The sequence below is a fragment of the Micromonospora sp. WMMC250 genome (genome assembly GCF_027460215.1).
Classification (GTDB): Bacteria; Actinomycetota; Actinomycetes; order Mycobacteriales; family Micromonosporaceae; genus Micromonospora; species Micromonospora taraxaci.
In genome coordinates this window covers 679,077-697,714 of the sequence record NZ_JAPZBJ010000002.1, presented here as the reverse complement: position 1 = coordinate 697,714, position 18,638 = coordinate 679,077, and the positions used below count along the sequence as shown (strand labels likewise).

The following is an 18,638-nucleotide window of genomic DNA, read 5'->3' as shown; positions in this document are numbered from 1 at the left end:
TCAGCCTTCCTGCCGGGTAGCGGGTGACGAGGGGACGACCGGCTCCGGACGGGACGCGGCGGCGGGAGGCGTGGCCGGACGGGACGTACCGGCGGGAGGCGTGGCCGGACGCCGGCGCAACGGGTAGCCGAACCGGGACAGGGCCAGCCCGGTCAGCCCGGTGACCACCGCGTACGCGCGTGTGGAGAGCCCGGTCAGCCACTCGGTGTCGGCGACCACGGGGACCAGGCCGGTGCGGTGCCGCGAGGGGTTGCCGGCCACCGAGTGGGTGGGTGCCAGTCGTGCCGTGCCCGGTGCCGGGAAGGGCAGGTCGTCCGCTGTCGCGCCGGTGAACCGGACGATCCGTGCGGTGGTGCCGACCGGGTCGGCGACGAAGTCCTCGTACCGCACCCGCAGGTAGCGGCCGTCCACGGGCCGGCGGCCCCACAGCCGTACGGTGGCGGTGTTCCACACCAGCCAGAGCACCGCGGCCTTCCAGACCGGCGGTCGGCTCATCAACCGGTCGTCCGCGCGCCCGTCCAGTGGGCGTCGCCGACGCCAGGAGTACGCGGTGGCCCGCGGGTCGCGGACCACGTGCAGGACGTACAGGTCGATGCCGGGCAGGGAGCCCAGCAGAGCGCCGTACGGCGGCAGCTTGGAGGAGTCGACGATGACCCCGCCGGGACGGTCGGCGAGGGCGTGCTCGGCGATCGAGGCGTACAGCCGGGCCAGGTGGGTGTCGTCGCCGTGGCTGTCGACCGGCCGTTGACCGCGACGCCGTCGACGCAGCAGTGCGGGCAACCCGCGCATCCGCAGCCGCCCGGCCAGCCGGTCGGCGATCCCGGTCGGGTCGGCCCCGGCCAGGTCGGCACGTACCCGCGTCCACAGCGGACAGTCGCCCAACGGCACCCCGCAGCCGCACTGCCGGTTCTCCACGATGCCCCGCCGCCACAGGTAGCGCAGCTCTCCCGCGGCGAAGAAGCCCGGGACCTGCCCCAGGACGGTGGTGATCAGCGTGCTGCCGCTGCGACCGCTGCCGGCGAGGTAGAGCACTCGGACGGCGCTCACCGGGCCGCTCCCCCACCGGCCGTCGCGCGGCCTGCGCGCCGCCGGGTCGGCAGCGCCTCGGCGGCCTCCGCGTAGAGCGCGCGGATCCGGGCCAGGTGCAGGTCGGGGGCGAACTGCCGGGCCACCTTCGCCCGGCCGGCCTGCCCCATCCGGTACGCCCGTTCGGGGTCGGCCAGCAGCGCGTTCAGCGCGTCGGCGAGGTCCGTGGGCCGGTCCGCCCCGACGATGCTGCCGTCCACTGTGGGGTCCACCAGCTCGGGAAGCCCACCGAGGTCGGTGGCGACCACCGGGACCCCGCAGGCGAACGCCTCCAGCACCGCCATCGGCTGGTTCTCGTGCCACCGCGAGGGAACGGCGACCACCGCCGCCGACCGGATCAGCTCGTGCAGGCGCGGCTTGTCCAGACGGCCGTGGAACCGGATCCGGCCGGGCGCACGGCGCGCGGCGAGCGCCTCCAGGTCGGGCCGGGCGGGGCCGTCCCCGGCAACGTCGACGGTGACTCCGTCCGGCAGTGCGGCCACCGCCTCGACCAGCACGTCGACGCCCTTCTCCGCAGCCAGCCGGCCGGCGAAGACGACACCGCCGCCGGGCGTCTGCTTGGTGGCGATGCCGCCCAGGTCGACGAAGTGGTTCACCACCCGCAGCCGGTCCGGGTACACGCCGGCGCGACGCATCACGTCCGCCAGGAACTCGCTCGGGCTGACGAAGACCTGCACCGGGTCGTACGCGTCGAACTGCCGGTGCAACCACGACTCGACAGCGAGCAGGCCGCTGCGCGACAGCGATCCGTCCTTGCAGCGGCGGCGGGCCGCCTGGAGAGGGCCTCCGGTGACGCAGGCCTGGCAGGGGCGGCCCCGGTCCAGCAGTTGGTAGCTCGGGCAGGCGAGCTTGTAGTCGTGCAGGGTCAACACGCACGGCACGCCGGCCGACCGTGCCGCCGCGAGCACCGACGGCGAGAGCTGATGGTAGATGTTGTGCAGGTGCAGCACGTCCGGGTGGAAGTCGTCGATCACCTGGGCCAGGCCTCGGCGGCTCGTCGGTGACCACAGCATCCGACCGACGGCCGTCGCGCGGGGTCGTAGCCCGCTCGGCGCCGGCTCCAGCTCCACTTCGGTCGGAAACCGCTGCGCGTACGGGAGCGGCGACTCGTTCTCCGGGTGACTCATGCCGAAGTAGGCGACCGTGTCCCCCGCCGCCCGCTGCAGGTCGGCGAGGTCGAGCAGGTAACCCTCCGCGCCGCCACGACGGTAGAGGAACTTGTTCACATGCAGCACGCGCATCGACTCGGCCTGCTCACGTCGATCGGGCGAACCGGGCCCGGGGGTGGCGACCGGGGTCTGCCCGCCCCGGCCAGGGCCCACCGTATGCAGGGCAGGTCTGCGAGTCCAGTTCACCTATGGCATGTACCTGAACGGTTGATCTTCGTATGCCCGTGCGGCCCGCGCCCTGGCTTACCGCCATGATCTCCCGATAGCCTGGCTGCGCCGCCGGTCGTCCCTGTTTCCCAACGCGCCGGACCGGCGCCCGACCGAGGAGGACCGTGGCAGCCGACGACGAGGTCTCCACAGTCGCGTACACCGCGCGCCGGATCAGGCGGCATCTGCGCTGGGCGCGCACCGAGGGGATCGGGCGGCTGATCGAGGAGGACCGCCTCGACCCCTTCGAGCGGGTCCGCACCGCAGTGGCAAAACGACGCTGGCGGCAGCGGGCCGGCCGGGCGCCCGGCTCGGCGATCCCGGTCTACCTGGTCGGTCTGCAACGATCCGGCACGAACATGCTGGTCCGTGGCCTGGACGCGGCCCCCGAGGTCGAGGTCCGCAACGAGAACGACAGCACCCTCTTCCACCGCTTCCAACTCCGCCCGGACCCGGTGCTGACCGCCACGATCCAGCGCAGCCGGCACGCGTACGTCCTGGTCAAGCCCCTCTGCGAGAGCCACCGCGTGGACGAGTTGCTGGCCCTGCCGGGGTCGACGCCCGGCCGCGCGCTCTGGGTCTACCGCGACGTCGACGACCGGGCCCGCTCCGAGGTCGCCAAGTTCGGTGACGCCAACCTGCGGGCGCTGCACGCCATCGCCGACGGCAGCATCGGCCGGCGGTGGCAGGGGCAGCGCCTCGACGCCGACGCCGTCGAGCTGATCCGGGCGCACGACCCGCAGAGGTTGGACCCGCACAGCGGGGCGGCCCTCTTCTGGTACGTCCGCAACTCACTCGTCTTCCAGCTCGGCCTGGACCAGCGCGCCGACGTGCTGCTCTGCCGCTACGACACTGTCGTCGCGGAGCCGGAGGCGCAACTGCGGCGGCTGTGCGCGTTCCTCGACTTCCCCTACCGGCCGGGGCTGCACGCGCACATCGCCCCGCGCCGGTTCCACGGCGCCGCAGCGAGCCACCAGCCGTTACCGATCGACAGGCGCGTGCGGGCTCTCTGCGACGAGCTGACCGACCGGCTCGACAGGTGCGCGGCCGACGCCCGGTCCGAGACGAAGGCGGCCGACCGTGGCTGAACCAGCGACCCGTACCGCACCGATCTTCCTGGTCGGATGTCAGCGCTCCGGCACGACGATGGTGCGCCTCGTCCTGGACTCCCACTCCAGCATCAGCTGCGGCCCGGAGACCCGGTTCCTGCCCGACCTGCGACGGATCGTCGGGCGGGACTGGGAACGGTTGGCCCGCTTCGGGTTCCCCCGCGAGGACTGGCTACGCCGGATCCGGGACTTCTTCGGCGGCGTCCACGCCGACTACGCCGCCGCGCGGGGCAAGACCCGGTGGGCCGACAAGACCCCGCTGTACGCGATGTCACTCGACTTCGTCACCGAGGTCTTCCCGGACGCCCAGATCGTGCACCTGATCCGGGACGGCCGCGATGTCGTGGTCTCGCACCGCAAACGGTTCGGCTACTGGTCCGCCGTCAAGTGCGTGGTGAAGTGGCCGCGCTACATCCGCGCCGCGCGGGCCGTCGGCGCCACCCTGCCGCCGGACCGGTACTACGAGCTGCGGTACGAGCAGGCGGTGACCGAGCCGGAGAAGACGATGCGCGGTCTCTTCGAGTTCCTCGGCGAACCGTGGGAGGACGGCATCCTCGACTACGACAGCAAGCAGCACGACGTGGCGCAGAAGTACACCACCGAGGCGGAGAAACGGCGGGCCGCCGCGAGCGTGACCGAGCCGATCTACGGCTCCCGGGTCGGCACCTACCGCCGCGAACTCGACCCGTTCCTCCGCCTGTTGGTCTGGGTCTTCTCCGGTCGGACCCTGCGCTCCCTCGGCTACCGGTGAACAGCCCTCGCCGGTTGGGCGCGCTCGCCGCGGCCCTCGTCGCCGCGCTCCTGGTCACCGCCGGCTGCACCGCCCGCCGCGACGATCCGCCGACGCCCGCACCGGGGGCCGGCACCCCATCGGCCACGCCCGCTCCGGGAGGCGCCGTCAACGGGGTGAGCAACCCGTTCGGCGCGCACTGGGACTGGTCGCGCTACCAGCAGTTCGCGCCGTACCTGCGGCGGATCGCCGGGTCGGCGACCTACGAGGAGATCTCCTGGTGCGAGATCGAACGCACCTCGGGGCAGCCGGACTGGACCGGGCTGGACGAGATCGCCAGCCGCAGCCGGGAGCTGGGCATCACACTGCACCTGAAGATCCGTACTGGGGTGTGCTGGGCGACGGGTGGCACCGCGCGCTACACCCGGGGGGCGGCGAACAAGACCGAGTCGGCGATGCCCACCGATCTCGCCGCGTACCAGCGGTTCGTCCGCTCGGTGGTGCAACGCTACGGTCCGTACGGAGTGCGCGAGTACGCCATCGAGAACGAGGTCAACGCGCCGAGTTACTGGGCCGGCAGCCCCGAGGACTACGTACGGCTCGTCAAGGCCGCCGCCGAGACGATCCGCGCGACCGACCCGCAGGCGCGGGTGGTGGACTCCGGCATCAGCAGCGTCGCGTACGGCATGGGTGTCGCCGACCGGCTGGTGCGCGCCGATCGAGTGCCCGAGGCCGTCGCCGCCTACCAGGCGTACTTCCAGCGCCGGGTCGGCACCAGGGGCCAGCAGATCCCGGCGGTCACCGGGGCGGAGCAACTCCTCAAGGCGCTCGGCACCGAGACCAACAGCCGCAGCCTGCGGTTCCTGGCCGCCACCGAGTCGCTGCTGGCCGACCGCACCGTCGACGTCCGGCAGGTGCACTTCTACGAGCACTTCAGCGGTGTCGCGCCACTGCTGGACTACCTGCGTGCGACGACGCCTGCCGGCATGCCGATCCAGGCGTGGGAGGTCGGTCAGTTCTGGCGTGACGGCGACGGTGACCCGGCCGGCCGGGCCGCCGAGATGGTCAAGACGGTCACCCTGCTGGCCGCCGGTGGGATCGGCGAGATCAGTTGGTTGCCGTTGGCGTACAACCCGAACAACGCGGCCGGCAGCGAGGTCCGCTACGGCCTGCTCGACCCGGACGGCACCGAACGCGAAGCCGGCCGGATGTTGGCGAGCCTGGCCGACGCGGCCCGGGGCGCCACCGTCACCCCGCTGCCGGCCTCGGTGGCGGACAAGCTGCACGGGGTGGCCTTCGTCCGTGGTGGGTCGAGCACGCTGGTGCTCTGGTCGGCGTCGAACGCACCGGTGACAGTGCCGGCGGCACGGGGTGGGCAGACCGGTGCGGTGGGTGCGCCGCTGCGGGCGGCCGGTGGGGGCACCACGGTGACCGACGTCCCCGTGCTGCTCCGCGCCGACCAGCCGGTCGAGCGGATCCTCGGCGACGTGCGCTAGCCGGGTGGTCCCTCGACCTACCTCCGGTTGGCGCTCGCCTGCCCATGTCGATGTGCCGAATAGCGTTATACCTCAGAGTCATAAATATGACCCTGAGGTATAACGCTCAATGCCGCATCCACCCCGGCGGAGGTGACCGTCGGTCACCTCGTCGACCGGCCAGCGCCGTACGCTAGCCGGGCCAGGGGTCGGGCCAGTTGAGCAGGGCCGCCAGGCGGGCGTTGTGCGGCGCGAAGTACGCGCTGAGCCGGTCCCGCAGCTGCGGGGTGAGCTGCGAGGCGCCCTCGTCGACGCGGCGGGTGTGCCGGGTGAACGTCTCGGGTGTGAAGGCCGGCAGGTCGAGGAAGTCCAGGATCCCGCCGTACGTGCCCGCCGGGTCGGCGTGCAGGTCCTCGGTCCGGGCGACGTGGATCCGTTCCCGGGGGACGTGCGCGAACCACCGCTCGACCTGCTCGGCGTAGCGGCCCCGGGCGGCGTACGAGTGGTTGCGTAACGCCCGGTGCGCGGTGCGGGTGTCCGGGCCGCCGCGCGTCGCCCGGGCGAGCCGCTCCTCCTCGGCGTCGAGCGCGTCGGCGAAGGTCAGCGGCTCCAGGCCGTACGAGCGGGTGTGCAGGTAGTGCGAGTAGGCCCGCTGCACCGGGTCCCGCAGCAGGGCGACGAAGCGGGCCTGCGGCAGGGCCGCCGCGACCCGGGACGGTACCTCCGGATGGAAAAGGTAGTAGGGGCTCGCCTCGAACGTGCGCTCGTCCGGGGCGAGGCGCGGGAAGTGCCCCCGGTACCAGCGTGTGCCCCGACCATGGTGGACGCTGAAGTACTGCAACTCCTTACCGGTGGCCACCCGTACCCGGGGATGCGCGGCGAGGTGGTGGTACAGCGAGGTGGTGCCGCAGCGTTGACCGCCGATCACCAGGAAGTCGGGCAGCGGGCCGGGCTCGCCCGGCCGCGCGGCGCGTCCCCACGCCCGCGTCGCGCGGACGCCGCGGCGCAGGTGGTCGGTGACCTGACGTCGACCGGACGCGTTCACGAGCCGACCTTCGCGGCGGGACCGCCGGCCAGGGCGGCGCGTCGGCCGCCCCGACGGGTCACCGAACGCAGCACCATGACGTCCTCCCGACTGAGCCCGAGAGCGAGCACCCCGGCGCAGTACGCCCCCACGATCGCAGTCAGACCGACAGTGAGCTGCGTGGCCCAGCCCTCGACCAGCCACCGCACACCGAACCCGACGGCCAACGCGAACACCGCGGCGGCCAGCCCCTTGAGCATGCCGTTCGTCACGGGCACCGTGTGCACCTGCGCGCGCACCTGCCAGACCCGGGCGACGTTCACCGCGGCCAACGAGACCGCCCAGGCCACCGCCGCGCCGAGGATCCCGTGCGCCGGGATGAGCCACAGGTTGAGCAGCACGTTGAGCACCAGGGCGGCGAGGTTGTCGACCATGTTGACCGAGACCCGGCCCGACATGTTCAGCAGCGTCCCGCACGGCCCGGTGGCGGCGTTGACGAGTTGGCCGAGCGCCAGCACGACAGTCACCGCCGCACCGCCGACCAGGCCGGGCCCACCGACCAGGCGCAGCAACTGCTCCGGGAAGACCAGCAACGCCACGAACGCCGGAAGCGACAGTCGCAGCACCCAACCGGTGGCGACCCGGTAGATCCGGCGGACCTCGTCCAGCCGACCCTGGTGGTAGAGGTGCGCCAGGTGCGGGCCGAACGAGGCGTTGACCGGCGCGAGCACGAACACCGCGATCGTCACCAGCCGGGTCGCCACGTGGTAGACGCCGATCGCGTCGGGCCCGTAGTCGAAGAACCCGAGCAGCAACGCGTCCACCCAGATCAGCCCGGTCGAGGAGAGCGAGGAGACCCAGCTGACAGTGGAGAAGCGGAACAGCTCCCCCGGCCGGTACGCGGGCCGGGCGGCCGGCACCCGACGGACCATCCGGGCGAGCGCCACGAGAGCGAAACCGGCGGCGCTCCAGCTGGCCACCACCAGGGCCCAGAACGCGCCGGTCAGGCCCGACCCCACGACGAGCGCCACAGCGGTGAGCACCAGCCGGGCGACCGGTTCGTAGACCTGGCCGATGAGCGCGTAGGCCCGTTGGGTACGCCAACCCCGGGTGGCCGCGAGGGCGGCCTCGCAGACGGTCGAGGCGGGCAGGCACAGCGCGACCAACCGCAGACCGGTGCTGAGCTGCGGGTCGTGCAGCGCCCCGGCGAGCCACGGCGCGCCGACCGCCAGACCGACGGCGATGACAGTGGACGCCACGACCGAGATGCCGATCCCGAGGCGGATCGCGCCCCGCAGCGCGGCCGGATCGTCGTCGGCGAGGTGCACCGCCACGAACCGGGTCAGCCCGGCGCGGAAACCGGACAGCGAGAGCAGCCCGAGCAACGACAGCACGGCGTAGACCTGGGCGTACCGGCCCAGCTCGCGTACGCCCAGCACGCGGGCCAGCAACAGCATGACCAGGAAGAGCGCCACCTGGCTGAGCACCGCGCTCGCCAGGTTCAGCATGCCGCCGCGCGCCATGCCGCGTACCTGCTGGTCGCCGGTCTCCGGCGGGGCCGGTGGCCGGCCGGTCAGCTCGCCGCGCACCTGGCGGCCCGGTCCCGGGCAGTCACGACCGTGCCGAGGGCACGGTCTGTGCCGGCACCGGCGGCTCGGCCGGCGCCTGCGCCGGCACCTGCGGCTTGGCCGGCGCCGGGCCGCTCGGGGTCGGCGTGGTGGTCGGGCGAGGGGTCAGGCGTGCCCGCGAGAGCAGTTCGAGGACACCGACCAGCAGCACCCCGACCAGCAGACCCGCGCCGCCCACCGGCAGCGCGGTACGCACCAGCTCGGCCGCCCGGCTCACGTCGTGCGTCTCGCCGATGCTGGTCACCTGCTTCGGATCGGCGGCCTGGGCCTGAGCCCGGGCCGCCTGCAACCCCTCCCGGGCCTGCGACAGCGCGCCGGTCGCCGCGTCCCGCTGGGCGAGCAGCGCCTGGTAGTCGGGCAGTTTCGGCCCCAGCTCGTCGAGCTTCCGCTGCGCGGCGGTGATCGCGGCGGCCGCCGCGGCCGTACCCCGGCTGTTGCCGACCGCCTGCATGGAGAGTTGCTGCTGCCGCAGGCTGGTCAGCTCACCCAGCGTCGCCTGGTAGATCCGGTCCGGCTGGGAGACCTTGTTGGCCTTCTCCCACTCACCGATCGCCTTGGTGGCCGCGGTGACGTCGGCGTTGGCCGCCTCGACCTCGCTGGTGGCGATGCCGACCTGGGAGGAGAACAGGAAGGCGAGCGCCCGGGTGGTGGTCGCGCCCAGCACCGGCGCGACGGTCGCCCGGTCGCCGGCGGTGTACGTCACCTCCAGTTGGCTGCTCGCGCCGACCTGCGTGACGGCGAGGCCGTCGCGCAGCCGCTCCGGCGTCACCCCGGTGTCACCGGCCACGTCGGCGAGGACCCGGGGTGAGGTGACCGCCGCGCCGAAGGCCGCGACGAACTGGTTCGCCGCCTGCGTGCCGGTGTACTGCGTACCGGCCGCCCCGCCCACCAACGCCGGCGCCGCCACGTATGCGGTGCCGCTGTACTGCTGTGGCGCGAGCAGGACGATGCCGGCCGCCGCGCCGGTGGCGACCAGCGGCACCCCCACGAGTACCCAGAGGCGCCGTCGGGCGACCCGCAGGTAGTCGACGATCTCCACTTTTTCCCCAATGCTGTCGTTCACTCAGACCGGGACAGACGTGCTTCGCGGCTGCTCACCGGCCACCTGAGGAGCCGGGTGGCGGGCGATCGCACTGGCCGCCGCAGCGAACGCGACGAAATACCAGAGCGTAACCACATTGGAAATAACGTTGGACGCCGCGCTGACCGCCACGAACGCGACGGCGCAACCGGTGAAACCGACAGCGACGCCGCGCTCGAAGGTGCCCGGCGGCGCCCGCCGCAGCGCCCGACGCGCGGTGTGCAGGATGGCGATAAGCATCATCAGGTACGCCCCGAGACCGAGCAACCCGGTCTCGACGTACGCCCGGAGGAAGTCGTTGTGCGGCTTCTTCGCCTCGTCGGTCTCGCGCTGGGTCATGTTCGGCCCGATGCCGGTGACCGGATTACGGTCGGCCAGCGTGACGATCTCGGTCCAGTAGCCGATCCGCCACGCCAGGGTGTTCCCGGTGGGATCCCCGCCGACAGCGCGTGAGTTGCCGAGTTGGGCGAACCGCTCGCCGACGGCGGGCACCAGGGCCACCCCGGCGACCGCCACCACGCAGAGGGTGACCAGCATCCGCTTACTGCGGTGCAGCACGGCGACCACGACCAGACCGATCGCCGCGCCGAGCAGGGCGCTGCGGGTGTTGGTCAGCAACAGGAACAGCAACGAGAGCCCGAGCAGCACGCCGAGTGTGACCCGCAGGCGGCGACCCAGGAAGCGGTACACCGCGAACCCGAAGATCACCATGAACATCAGGTAGCGACCGAACGTGGTCGACTGGCTGAACGTGCCACTGATCCGGGTGAAGTCGCCCTTCACCTCGGCCGGCGGGTTGCCGAGCAGCGACAGGACGACCGTGTAACCGAGCGACAGCACCAGCGAGACGTAGCAGGCGAGCAGGATCCGACGGATCGCCGCGGTGTTCGGCATCAGTTGTTCCAGCACCACGAACATCACCACCACGGTGAGGATCCGCAGCGCCTCCAACAGGCTGTTCGCCGGCCGTGTCGCGCCGAGCGCGCTCACCACGCTGCTGGCCCCGACGAGCAGCATCGCCCACCCCAGCGGCGAGCCGCGCAACCGCCCGTGCCGGCTGAGCTGGGCGGCCAACCAGAGCCCGGCGGCGAGGAGGAACAGCACCGCGAGCAGTGTGGACGGGTCCGCCACCCGGGCGGCGCCGGCGGAGTCCGCCTGGCCGGCACTCGGTCCGGTGAGCTTGAAGAGGTCGACGCAGGAGCGGACCGCGAGCATGAGCAGCACGTACCCGGAGAAGCGGGTCAGCGCGAGGACGGCCACCGCGACGCCCGCGACCGCCGCGAGTGGCAGCACCATGCCCCTACGGTCACCGGCCGCCATCGAGACTCCCGCGACCACCGCCACGACGGCGGCGGCCAGCGCCGCCGCGCCGGTGAGCAGGCGGGTCGTGTCCACCCTGTTGCTCATCGGCGGAGTCCCGCCGCCCGGCGAGTGACCGGGTAGTTCCGCATCGACCACCTGCTGCGTGTGTTGTCCCACTGATCCCACTGAACCGAATCGACGCTGCCCGGCCGCTGCCGGGCGCGGCCAACCGATGTCCTCCCGGCACAAGATCGGTTCAATCTAGCCCCGTCACCTCGCCGGAAGAAGGGGCCGTTGCACCGACGTGTCGGTCCCCCGCGAGGTTGACCCGACGTCGCGCCGGCGAAGGGACCGTACGGTCAGCCGTCGCGGTCCGGCAGTCGCGCCCTGGACCGCCTGCGCGTCGCCGGGACCAGGCTGAAGTAGAGGCGCTCCAACTCGTGGGCGGCGGTGTCCCAGCTGTACGTCTCGGTGACCCGGTCACCCAGCGCCGTCGCACCGGCCCGCTCCCCCGCCAGGTCCCCGAGCAGCGCGGTCAGCACCCGGACCAGGTCGTCCTCGTCGCCGTCGCGGAACAACCGGCCTCCAGCGGCGTCCGAGTCCAGCACCTCCACGTGTGGTGCGATGTCACTCGCGACCACGGGAAGCCCGTACGCGGCCGCCTCCAGCAGGGTCAACGGCAGCCCTTCCAGGCGGGACGGCTGGACGAAGCCGGCGGCGTTGGCGTACAGCTCGGCGAGGAGGTCGCCGTAGGCGAACCCGGTGAAGACGATCCGGTCGTCCCCTTCGGCGGCACGGTGCAGCTGGTCCACGTAGTCGTCGGTGAACGACGACCCGCCGACGATCGCCAGCCGCATTCCGGTGTCGAGACGTCGGAAGGCCCGGATCAGCAGGTCGGCGGCCTTCTCCGGGACCAGCCGGCCGACCAGCAGGAGATAGCCACCGGGGGCCAGCCCGAACCGGGCCTCGATCTGCCGGCTCGACGCCCGCCGGGCCGGGTTGACGCCGTTCGGGATGTAGGTCGTGGGCCGGCCGAACCGGGTCTCGTAGTGGGTGGCGAGCCCGCGGGAGACGGCGACCCGTTGGTGCGGGACGTAGCCGCTGAGCCAGTGGGCGCTGCCCAGCACCGTACGCGCGGCGAGGCCCCACTTGGCCCGCTGGTTGTCCAATCCGTGCACCGTCAACACCACTCCCGAGCGGGAGAACCAGCGGGGCACCGGTGCGACCAGGGCCGGCCCGAGCCCGTGGTAGTGCACGATGTCGGGCCGTCCGGTCATCGCCGCCACGGTCGAGGTGGCGGCGTGCACGATGGCGTCGAGGTGCTTGCTCGCGATGGTGGGCACCTCGCGCAGGCGTACGCCCCGGTAGTGCTGGGCCGGCATCTTCCCGTAGCTGCGGCGGCAGTAGACGGTGACCTCGTGCCCGAAGCCGGCCAGCCGGCTGGCCATCTCCTCGACGTGCCGTTCGATGCCGCCGTAGGTGGCCGGCATTCCCTTCTGGCCGATCATCGCGATCCGCAGTGGACGCCACCCGGGGCCGACGAGGTCCGGCCCGGTCGACGGGGCGATCCGGGCCGCCTGGGCCCGCTGCCGGGGAATCGCGGGACGTGCCGCGTGTTGGTCCGCTTCCTCGGCCTGCAGGTCGGGTTGGGCCACGATGACTCCCTGCGTGACTAGGGTCCGCGCCCGTCACCCGGGCAGATGAACACCTTGTCACGTATTGGGCCGTACACCAGCGATCAGCGGACAAAAAAATCATCAGTGGGATTCGCGACCCGTGGAATGTCATCCACGTGACGTCGACATGGACGAGCCCCGACCGATCACTGACGGATCGGCCGGGGCTCGTGTCGAGCTGTCAGGCGATGTCGAACCGGTCGAGCTCCATGACCTTCGTCCAGGCGGCCACGAAGTCGGCCACGAACTTGGCCCGGGCGTCCTCGCTGGCGTAGACCTCGGCGAGGGCACGCAGCTGCGAGTTGGAACCGAAGATGAGGTCGACCGCCGTGGCGGTCCACTTCACCTCGTCGGTCGCCAGATCGCGGATCTCGTACACGTGCTCCTCGGACTTCGACGCGCTCCACCGGGTGCCCGGGGACAGCAGGTTCGCGAAGAAGTCGTTGGTGAGCAGGCCCGGCCGGTCGGTGAGGACACCGTGCTGGGCGCCACCGGTGTTGGCACCGAGGGAGCGCAGACCGCCGACCAGGACGGTCATCTCCGGCGCGGTCAGGTTGAGCATGTACGCGCGGTCGATCAGCAGCACCTCCGGCTGGGTCTTCTCACCCGGACGCAGGTAGTTGCGGAAACCGTCGGCGCGCGGCTCCATGACGCGGAACGACTCGACGTCGGTCTGCTCCTGGGTCGCGTCCGTACGACCCGCACGGAACGGCACCGTCACCTCGACGCCGGCGTCACGGGCCGCCTTCTCGACGGCGGCCGAACCGGCCAGCACGATGAGGTCGGCCAGCGAGATCTTCGCGCCGCCGGCCTCGTTGAACTCCCGCTGGATGCCCTCCAGGACGCCCAGGACGGTCGCCAGCTGCTCGGGCTGGTTGACCTCCCAGTTGCGCTGCGGCTCGAGGCGGATCCGGGCGCCGTTCGCGCCACCGCGCTTGTCGGTGTGCCGGAAGCTCGCGGCGGACGCCCAGGCGGTGGAGACCAGCTGAGCGGTCGTCAGGCCAGACTCCAGGACCTTCGCCTTGAGCACGGCGACATCGGCGTCACCGACCAGCTCGTGGTCGACGGCGGGCACCGGGTCCTGCCAGAGCTGCGGCTCGGCCACCCACGGACCCAGGAAACGCTCGATCGGGCCCATGTCGCGGTGCAACAGCTTGTACCACGCCTTGGCGAACGCCAGCGCGAACTCGTCCGGGTTCTCCAGGAAGCGGCGCGAGATCTTCTCGTACGCCGGGTCGACGCGCAGCGACAGGTCCGTCGTGAGCATCGTGGGCTTGTACTTCTTCGCCGGGTCGAACGGGTCCGGGATGATCGCCTCGGCGTCCTTGGCCACCCACTGCTTGGCGCCGCCGGGGCTCGTGGTGAGCTCCCACTCGTAGCCGAACAGGATCTCGAAGAAGCGGTTGCTCCACTGCGTCGGCACGTCGGTCCAGGTCACCTCCAGACCACTGGTGATCGTGTCACCGCCCTTGCCGCTGCCGTGGGTGCTCAGCCAGCCCAGGCCCTGCGCCTCCAGCGGGGCACCCTCGGGCTCGGGGCCCACGTGGTTGTCGGCGACGCCGGCACCGTGGGTCTTGCCGAAGGTGTGACCACCGGCGATGAGGGCGACGGTCTCCTCGTCGTTCATCGCCATCCGGCCGAAGGTCTCCCGGATGAAGTGCGCCGCGGCGGCCGGGTCCGCGTTGCCGCGGGGACCCTCCGGGTTGACGTAGATCAGACCCATCTCGGTCGAGCCGACGCCGGGCGTCATCTCCTTCTCGGAGGCGTACCGCTCGTCGCCGAGCCAGGTGTCCTCCGGACCCCAGAAGATCTCCTCGGGCTCCCAGACGTCCTCACGGCCGAAGCCGAAGCCGAAGGTCTTGAAGCCCATCGACTCCAGGGCCACGTTGCCGGCCAGCACGAGCAGGTCGGCCCAGGAGATCTTCTGGCCGTACTTCTGCTTGACCGGCCAGAGCAGCCGACGAGCCTTGTCCAGGTTGGCGTTGTCCGGCCAGCTGTTCAGCGGGGCGAAACGCTGGCCACCGTCGCCGGCGCCACCGCGACCGTCCTCGATGCGGTACGTGCCGGCGGCGTGCCAGCTCATCCGGATCATCAGGCCGCCGTAGTGGCCGAAGTCGGCCGGCCACCAGTCCTGCGAGGTGGTGAGCACCTCGACGATGTCCCGCTTGAGGGCCTCGACGTCGAGCTTCGCGAACTCCTTGGCGTAGCTGAAGTCCGCCCCGAGCGGGTTGCCCTTCGACGAGTGGGCGTGCAACACCGAGAGGTCGAGCTGGTTGGGCCACCAGTCCCGGTTGGTGCGCGGACGGCCGCCGGTCTTCGGGGTCGGCGAGTCGATCGCCGGGTTCTCGCTCTCGCTGCCGTGCGCGGTCACCGAGTCGTGCGCCACCGGGCAGCCGGCCGCTGCCTTCTGGTCCACACCCTGTGCACTGGTGGGGCGGTTGTCCTGGGTGTCGCTCATGAACTTCCTTCCGAGCTTGCGGATCTCTGGGGCGTACGGGCGGTCGCGCAGTCGGGGCAGGTGCCCCAGTAGACGACCTCCGCCTCGTCGACCACGAACCCGTGGTCGTCCGGGGCGGTGAGACAGGGGGCGTGACCGACGGCGCAGTCGACGTCGGCGATCACGCCGCAGGTGCGGCAGACGACATGGTGGTGGTTGTCCGCGACCCGGGACTCGTAGCGGGCGGTCGCGCCGGCCGGCTGGATGCGCCGCACCAGACCGGCGTCGGTGAGCACGCGCAGCACGTCGTACACCGCTTGGTGGGAGATCGTCGGATGATCTGCCCGCACCAGCGCGATCACGGCGTCGGTGCCGACGTGCGGGTGGTCGCGCAACGCCGCGAGCACCGCCAATCGAGGCCGGGTCACCCGCAGCGAGGCGGCCCGCAGTTGCGCCTCGAAGTCGGACATCACTCGCCGAACACTAGCCCACTTTTCTGGAACCAATCAAGTTTTGCCCGGGTTCACGCGCCTCCGTGGCGAAGAGTTCACCCAGGTCCTCCGCGATAGTAGAAATAATCCGGACGGCCATGTCGAGAACCGACACCCGGCTTCGTCCCCGGGGTGAACGCGACCACGACGGGTCGCACACCAGCGTCAAGGAGAACCACGATGGCCAAGTACCTGCTGCTCAAGCACTACCGAGGCGGCCCCAAGGCGGTCAACGACGTGCCGATGGACCAGTGGACGCCGGCGGAGGTCTCGGCCCACATGCAGTACATGCGCGACTTCGCCGCGCGCCTCGAGGAGAGCGGTGAGTTCGTCGACGGTCAGGCCCTCGCCCCCAGCGGGACGTTCGTCAGGTACGACGGCGAGGGTCGCCCGCCGGTCACCGACGGCCCGTTCGCCGAGACCAAGGACCTGATCGCCGGCTGGATGGTGATCGACGTCGACAGTTACGAGCGCGCCGTCGAGCTGGCCGGGGAGTTGTCGGCAGCCCCGGGAGCGGGCGGGAAGCCGATCCACGAGTGGCTCGAACTGCGTCCGTTCCTGACCGAGCCGCCCACCATCACCGAGTGAACGAGTCAGTGCTCCGAGGCCTCAACCCGAGCGTGCTCGGCATCCTCGTCCGCCGCGGGGTCGACTTCGCGGCGGCCGAGGACGCCGTGCAGGACGCGCTGGTCGAGGCGGTTCGCGTCTGGCCGGCCGACCCGCCGCGGGACCCGAAGGGCTGGCTGGTCACCGTGGCCTGGCGCCGGTTCCTCGACGCGACCCGGGCGGACGCGGCGCGCCGCCGACGCGAGGACGCCGTCGACGAGGAACCGGCACCGGGGCCCGCGTCGGCGGTGGACGACACGCTGTGGCTCTACTTCCTGTGCGCCCACCCGTCGCTGACGCCGTCGTCGGCGGTCGCGCTCACGCTGCGCGCGCTCGGAGGTCTGACCACCCGGCAGATCGCGCACGCCTACCTGGTCCCCGAGGCGACCATGGCGCAGCGCATCAGCCGGGCGAAGCGCACCGTCTCCGGCGTGCGGTTCGACCAGCCCGGCGACGTCGCGACAGTGCTGCGCGTCCTCTACCTGGTCTTCAACGAGGGCTACTCCGGCGACGTCGACCTCGCCGCCGAGGCCATCCGGCTGACCCGGCAACTCCGGGCGACGATCGACCATCCCGAGGTGGCCGGACTACTCGCCCTCATGCTGCTCCACCACGCCCGGCGCGCCGCCCGCACCGCACCCGACGGCAGCCTGGTGCCCCTGGCGGAACAGGACCGCAGCCGGTGGGACACCGAGTCGATCGCCGAGGGCGTCACGATCCTCCAGGCGGCTCTCGCCCGCGACCGGCTGGGCGAGTTCCAGGCCCAGGCCGCCATCGCGGCACTGCACGCGGACGCTCCCGCCGCCGAGGAGACCGACTGGGTGCAGATCGTCGAGTGGTACGACGAACTCGCCCGCCTGACCGACAGTCCTGTCGTCCGGCTCAACCGCGCGGTGGCCGTCGGCGAGGCCGACGGCGCGCGGTCCGGCCTCGCGGCGCTCGCGGCGCTGGACGAGTCCCTGCCCCGCTACACGGCGGTGGCGGCGTACCTGCACGAACGCGACGGCGATGTGGCGACGGCGGCACTGTTGTACGCCGAGGCGGCCCGGAAGGCGCCCAACCTCGCCGAGCGCGACCACCTGACCCGCCAGGCCGCGCGGCTCAACGCCGGCCGGTCCCGCTGACCCGTCCCCACCCCTGGCACGACGCCGATCATCGGATGATTACGGTCCGGAAAGTGTTCGGAAGTTTTCGGCCAGTCATCCACGTGTCCAGAACGATCATTACGGCTTACGGACGGCGCTGATCGACTACTGACCTGGCGAGACGTCAGCCTGCGACAACCCACCGGCCGTCGCCGACCTACCGCCATGTTTCCGGAAATTGTTGACAAGGCGACAGCCAGGTTAATACGGTCCCCATCGACGGCATTCAATCGCCGTCGTGCACCGGATACCGCGATCCAATCCTCCGCTCGTCGTGCAGGACGACCGGTCAACCACCACCACGCGGTACGACGACAGTGGCCGCCACCCGACCACCGGCAGCCAGCCGAGACGTGCCGCATTGCTGGCCCCCCGCCAGCCGTCACGAGGAGGAAACACGTACATGAGCGACACCAGCCACATCCCCATCGCACCACAGAGGCGCGGCCGGCTACGGCTGCTCCTCGGCGCCGCGTGCGCCGCCGTCGTGGCCGTCGCCGGCACGATGACGGCCACCAACGCGTACGCCGAGGCGGACCGGACGCTCACCTCGAACCTCACCGGCACCCACAACGGGTACTACTTCTCGTTCTGGAAGGACAGCGGCAACGCCAGCATGACGCTGCGTGCCGACGGTCGCTACTCCAGCAGCTGGGACCGCAGCACCAACAACTGGGTCGGCGGCAAGGGTTGGGCGACCGGCAACCGGCGGACGGTCAGCTACTCGGGCACCTACAACCCGGGGAACAACAACACCTACCTCGCCCTGTACGGATGGACGCGCAACCCGCTCATCGAGTACTACGTGGTGGAGAACTTCGGTAGCTACAACCCGAGCAGCGGCGCCACCCGGATGGGCACCGTCACCACCGACGGCGGCACGTACGACATCCTGCGCAGCCAGCGGGTCAACGCCCCGTCGATCGACGGCAACCAGACGTTCTACCAGTACTGGAGCGTCCGCCAGCAGAAGCGGTCGAGCGGCACCATCACCACCGCCAACCACTTCGACGCCTGGGCCCGCGCCGGCCTGAACCTCGGCAGCAACCACGCCTACCAGATCATGGCCACCGAGGGCTACCAGAGCCAGGGCAGCTCCGACATCACCGTCTGGGAGGGCGGCGGCGGCAACCCGACCACCCCTCCCACCACCGGAAACCCGGGCACCGGCAACTGCAACGCGACGCTCTCCGCCGGCCAGCAGTGGGGTGACCGGTTCAACCTGAACGTCGCGGTCAGCGGCACCAACAACTGGGTGGTCAGCCTCGGTCTCAACGGCGGCCAGAGCATCCAGAACAGTTGGAACGCCTCCGTCAGCGGCTCCAGTGGCACCGTGACGGCCAGGCCGAACGGCAACGGCAACAACTTCGGCATCACGATCATGGCCAACGGCAACTGGACCTGGCCGACGGTCAGCTGCCGAACCAGCTGACCCTGGGCATCTCCTGAGTCACACCTCTGGCGTGGCGGCT

The 18,638-nt window shown here is 71.5% G+C and carries 15 protein-coding genes; 6 read left to right on the top strand and 9 right to left on the bottom strand.

Annotation, left to right across the window (positions count from 1 at the left end):
• Both O3438_RS02575 and O3438_RS02570 read right to left on the bottom strand, forming a co-directional pair.
• Positions 1-1,047: a sulfotransferase gene (locus O3438_RS02575; protein WP_269678384.1), complete on the bottom strand. Its 1,047-nt coding sequence runs from the start codon at positions 1,045-1,047 to the stop codon at positions 1-3.
• Positions 1,044-2,327 carry a glycosyltransferase gene (locus O3438_RS02570; protein ID WP_269678383.1) on the bottom strand — a complete coding sequence of 428 codons (1,284 nt, stop codon included), beginning with the start codon at positions 2,325-2,327 and terminating at the stop codon, positions 1,044-1,046. Before O3438_RS02570 ends, O3438_RS02575 begins: the two co-directional genes overlap by 4 nt.
• A 260-nt stretch (positions 2,328-2,587) precedes the next feature.
• Between O3438_RS02570 and O3438_RS02565 the strand changes: the two genes are divergently transcribed.
• The 3 genes from O3438_RS02565 to O3438_RS02555 are packed head-to-tail and all read left to right on the top strand — an operon-like array spanning position 2,588 to position 5,797.
• Positions 2,588-3,550, top strand: a complete 963-nt coding sequence (locus O3438_RS02565) for a hypothetical protein (protein WP_269678382.1) — start codon at positions 2,588-2,590, stop codon at positions 3,548-3,550.
• Positions 3,543-4,322: a sulfotransferase family protein gene (locus O3438_RS02560; protein WP_269678381.1), complete on the top strand. Its 780-nt coding sequence runs from the start codon at positions 3,543-3,545 to the stop codon at positions 4,320-4,322. The genes O3438_RS02565 and O3438_RS02560 overlap by 8 nt, the downstream gene beginning before the upstream one ends.
• Positions 4,319-5,797 (top strand): hypothetical protein, encoded by a 1,479-nt coding sequence (locus O3438_RS02555; RefSeq protein ID WP_269678380.1) that lies wholly within the window; start codon positions 4,319-4,321, stop codon positions 5,795-5,797. The genes O3438_RS02560 and O3438_RS02555 overlap by 4 nt, the downstream gene beginning before the upstream one ends.
• A 172-nt stretch (positions 5,798-5,969) precedes the next feature.
• Here the strand turns inward: O3438_RS02555 and O3438_RS02550 are convergent, their stop codons facing one another.
• From O3438_RS02550 to O3438_RS02520, 7 genes are all read right to left on the bottom strand, one after another.
• On the bottom strand, positions 5,970-6,821 hold the full coding sequence (locus O3438_RS02550) for a sulfotransferase family protein (RefSeq protein ID WP_269678379.1): 852 nt from the start codon (positions 6,819-6,821) through the stop codon (positions 5,970-5,972).
• Entirely contained in the window at positions 6,818-8,389 is a 1,572-nt protein-coding gene (locus tag O3438_RS02545; RefSeq protein WP_269678378.1) for a flippase, read from the bottom strand. Before O3438_RS02545 ends, O3438_RS02550 begins: the two co-directional genes overlap by 4 nt.
• A gap of 22 nt (positions 8,390-8,411) precedes the next feature.
• On the bottom strand, positions 8,412-9,467 hold the full coding sequence (locus tag O3438_RS02540; protein WP_269678377.1) for a Wzz/FepE/Etk N-terminal domain-containing protein: 1,056 nt from the start codon (positions 9,465-9,467) through the stop codon (positions 8,412-8,414).
• A gap of 24 nt (positions 9,468-9,491) precedes the next feature.
• The gene (locus O3438_RS02535; RefSeq protein ID WP_269678376.1) at positions 9,492-10,916 is read right to left on the bottom strand and encodes an O-antigen ligase family protein; all 1,425 of its coding nucleotides are present in this window, start codon (positions 10,914-10,916) and stop codon (positions 9,492-9,494) included.
• A gap of 254 nt (positions 10,917-11,170) precedes the next feature.
• Entirely contained in the window at positions 11,171-12,466 is a 1,296-nt protein-coding gene (locus O3438_RS02530; RefSeq protein ID WP_269678375.1) for a glycosyltransferase family 4 protein, read from the bottom strand.
• Between the two features lie 202 nt (positions 12,467-12,668).
• Complete coding sequence (gene katG / locus O3438_RS02525) at positions 12,669-14,945, bottom strand: catalase/peroxidase HPI (protein WP_269678374.1); 2,277 nt, start codon at positions 14,943-14,945, stop codon at positions 12,669-12,671.
• Positions 14,942-15,397 (bottom strand): Fur family transcriptional regulator, encoded by a 456-nt coding sequence (locus tag O3438_RS02520; RefSeq protein ID WP_269678373.1) that lies wholly within the window; start codon positions 15,395-15,397, stop codon positions 14,942-14,944. Before O3438_RS02520 ends, katG begins: the two co-directional genes overlap by 4 nt.
• A gap of 198 nt (positions 15,398-15,595) precedes the next feature.
• Here O3438_RS02520 and O3438_RS02515 point away from each other — a divergent pair, with 198 nt between their 5' ends.
• The 3 genes from O3438_RS02515 to O3438_RS02505 all read left to right on the top strand — a co-directional run bounded on the left by O3438_RS02515 (position 15,596) and on the right by O3438_RS02505 (position 18,598).
• Positions 15,596-16,003: a YciI family protein gene (locus O3438_RS02515; RefSeq protein ID WP_269678372.1), complete on the top strand. Its 408-nt coding sequence runs from the start codon at positions 15,596-15,598 to the stop codon at positions 16,001-16,003.
• Positions 16,000-17,145 carry an RNA polymerase sigma factor gene (locus O3438_RS02510; protein WP_269678371.1) on the top strand — a complete coding sequence of 382 codons (1,146 nt, stop codon included), beginning with the start codon at positions 16,000-16,002 and terminating at the stop codon, positions 17,143-17,145. The genes O3438_RS02515 and O3438_RS02510 overlap by 4 nt, the downstream gene beginning before the upstream one ends.
• Positions 17,146-17,569: 424 nt before the next feature.
• The gene (locus O3438_RS02505) at positions 17,570-18,598 is read left to right on the top strand and encodes a glycoside hydrolase family 11 protein (RefSeq protein ID WP_269678370.1); all 1,029 of its coding nucleotides are present in this window, start codon (positions 17,570-17,572) and stop codon (positions 18,596-18,598) included.
• The last annotated feature ends 40 nt before the right edge of the window (positions 18,599-18,638 follow it).